The sequence below is a fragment of the Mycobacterium sp. genome (genome assembly GCF_049280035.1).
Lineage (GTDB): Bacteria > Actinomycetota > Actinomycetes > Mycobacteriales > Mycobacteriaceae > Mycobacterium.
Genome location: NZ_JBAPPI010000816.1, coordinates 1 through 2402, shown reverse-complemented (window position 1 = coordinate 2402; position 2402 = coordinate 1). Strand labels below are relative to the sequence as shown.

Below are 2402 nucleotides of genomic sequence, written 5' to 3'. Positions count from 1 at the left end.
GCCTGCGGGTGCATCGGGTCGAGGGCAAGTGGGGCGTGCTGTCGGTGACCCAGATCTTCGCCGGGGTCATCTTCGTGCCCGGTTTCCTCTTTCCGATGATGGTGTTGGCCGCGGCGGCGTTTCGTCCCGAACAGCGCGATCCCGGGATCACCCAGGCGCTCAACGATGTCTTCTGGTTGATGTTCGTCGGGATCGTCGGAACTCTGGTGGTGCAGGCCCTGGTGCTCACGACGGCGTCGTTTGTCGACCGAACGGATCCGCCGACATTCCCGCGGTGGTTCGGCTATCTCAACGCGTGGTACGCGTTGCTCGCGCTACCCGGCGGGGCGGTGATGATCTTCAACGAAGGCCCGCTCGCATGGAACGGGGTCTTCGCCTTCTGGATTCCGCTGGTGGCATTCAGCGGCTGGATGATCGCAGTGACCGCGGTGATGCTCCGCTCGATCACCGCGGAACAGGCGGCCAATCGACCGCTGACGACCGCCGCGTCGTGACGGTCGGCTTACCAACCGCGCAGGCGACGGCGCGGCGGGTTCCCGGCGAAAACGGCACGTGGGTCTTCCTGTTCGGCGACATGCTGGTCTTCGGCACGTTCTTCGCCACTTTCATGGTCGAGCGGGCCAAGGCCCCCGAGATATTCGAGGTCTCGCGAAAGACGTTGCACATCGGTGTCGGCCTGACGAACACCCTTGTACTGCTGACGAGTTCGTTGTGTGTGGTTGTCGCACTGGGCGCGATGCGGTCGGGCGCGGGGCACATCGCGCGCTCGGCCGTATTGGCGGCAATGATCTGCGGCGGAGTCTTCATCGCGCTCAAGGTGTTTGAGTATCACTCGCTGGTGACGGGCGGGCATGGCGTCGGGGCCAACCATTTCTACCTGTACTACTTCATCCTCACCGGCGTGCACCTGTTCCACGTCTGTGTCGGCATGGCGGTGCTGACGTTCCTGCTCATCCAGACCCGGCGGCGCGAAATCAGCGTAACCCGGATGGCAGTGGTGGAGGGTGGGGCCTGCTTCTGGCATCTCGTCGACCTGTTGTGGATCATGCTGTTCGCGCTGCTGTACCTGGTGGCCTGATGTCGGGACCTTCTGCTCTCGGGTTCGCGCGTGGCCGCGCCGGTGTGTCGTGGCTGGTGCTGATCGCGGCGACCCTGGTGTCCTACGCCCTGGGCGCCGAGCACGACGTCGGATCGGTGGTCGTGGTGGTGGTGCTCGGCATCGCCGCGATCAAGGTGAGGCTGATTGGGCTCGACTTCATGGAACTCCGCAGCGCGCCAATGCCATTGCGGGCCGCGTTCGAAGGTTATTGCCTGGCGCTGTGGGCCGCGCTGTCCGGACTCTACCTATTCCTCTGAGACTTTCAGCCACCCAGCCGCAGCAACACCTCACGGCGTCAGTGTGATCGGACCCCAAAGTCGATGTCCTGAATGCCCGAGAACGGTTTGAAGCCGGCCTTGTCCAGCCATGAAGGGGCTGCGTTGTGTCCCGGTTCCGGGCGCGCCCAGTCCACCCACGAACCCCAATCGTCGCGACGGAGCTTCTGCTCGAGCGTCTGTGGGTGTGCGGCCTCGGCGGCCGCGTAGCGTGCAGCGAAGCCCTTCATCTCGGGCAGCAGCCAGACGTCCTCCTCGGAACGCCACTTACCGCCGCCGGCGTACTCGATGAATTGATACGACGGGAAGTCGATGGGCTGGCCGCCCGGCTCCGGACTGTCGGCGCGATTGAGCACCTTGTATGCGACGCGGGTGCCGTCGACGACGTACCAGACGAGCGGGCTGTAGACCTGTGGTGCGGCACCCATCGTCCCCTCGAGGAACCGGGTGATCTCCGCCGGGCCCGTGAAGGTTCCGTAGAAGTGGTCGAAATAGGTTGCGTCGTCGGTGAAGAGGCTGGCCCAAGCCTGCCAGTCCTCGAGTACCGGGCCAGTCATGAAGTAGCGCCGAAATTCCCGCTCGACTTCCGCAATATCTGGCATCGCGCTCACCCGCCCAGCCGCAGGCCGGCGTTGCGGGTGCCGAACACGTCGGTGGCCATAATGACGCCGAGTTTCTCGGCATCCCAGCGCTGTTGACCGTTCGACACAGACGCGACAGGATGCCAGCCTTTCAGTAGCTGGAGATGTTCGCCCATCGCGCGGATGACCTGTCCGCTGATGTGGCCGGCCTCCGGGCTGGCCAGCCAGGCCACCACCGGTGAACCCAGCGACGGGTCCTTGGGGTCGAACTCGTCGTCGGCGCGCTCATCGGGCTCGATCGGAGCCTGCGCGCCCGGCATGGACGCCGACATCCGGGTTCGTCCACCCGGGCTGATCGCGTTCACGGTGGCGCCGATCGACGCCAACTCCAGGCTCAGGGTCTGGGTCAGACCGACGATCGCGGCCTTGGCGGCGCTGTAATTGGTC

At 65.0% G+C, this 2402-nt stretch carries 5 protein-coding genes; 3 read left to right on the top strand and 2 right to left on the bottom strand.

Annotation, left to right across the window (positions count from 1 at the left end; genetic code table 11):
- The 3 genes from WAN71_RS26165 to WAN71_RS26155 form a co-directional block, all read left to right on the top strand.
- On the top strand, positions 1–494 hold a 494-nt coding region (locus WAN71_RS26165), incomplete at its 5' end, for a hypothetical protein (RefSeq protein ID WP_422228110.1).
- Positions 491–1078: a cytochrome c oxidase subunit 3 gene (locus WAN71_RS26160; RefSeq protein ID WP_422228109.1), complete on the top strand. Its 588-nt coding sequence runs from the start codon at positions 491–493 to the stop codon at positions 1076–1078. The genes WAN71_RS26165 and WAN71_RS26160, both read left to right, overlap by 4 nt.
- Positions 1078–1356 (top strand): cytochrome C oxidase subunit IV family protein, encoded by a 279-nt coding sequence (locus WAN71_RS26155; RefSeq protein ID WP_422228108.1) that lies wholly within the window; start codon positions 1078–1080, stop codon positions 1354–1356. The genes WAN71_RS26160 and WAN71_RS26155 overlap by 1 nt, the downstream gene beginning before the upstream one ends.
- 38 nt (positions 1357–1394) lie before the next feature.
- On the opposite strand, the gene WAN71_RS26150 is transcribed toward WAN71_RS26155, so the two are convergent.
- Together WAN71_RS26150 and WAN71_RS26145 are read right to left on the bottom strand one after the other, a co-directional pair.
- Positions 1395–1976 carry a nuclear transport factor 2 family protein gene (locus WAN71_RS26150; protein ID WP_422228107.1) on the bottom strand — a complete coding sequence of 194 codons (582 nt, stop codon included), beginning with the start codon at positions 1974–1976 and terminating at the stop codon, positions 1395–1397.
- 5 nt (positions 1977–1981) lie between these two features.
- A partial coding sequence (locus WAN71_RS26145) for an SDR family oxidoreductase (RefSeq protein WP_422228106.1) occupies positions 1982–2402 on the bottom strand: 421 nt, incomplete at its 5' end.

Coding starts and splice junctions, on each gene's coding strand:
- WAN71_RS26155 (WP_422228108.1), top strand. CDS start 1,078: ATGTCGGGACCTTCTGCTCTCGGGTTCGCGCGTGGCCGCGCCGGTGTG.
- WAN71_RS26150 (WP_422228107.1), bottom strand. CDS start 1,976: ATGCCAGATATTGCGGAAGTCGAGCGGGAATTTCGGCGCTACTTCATG.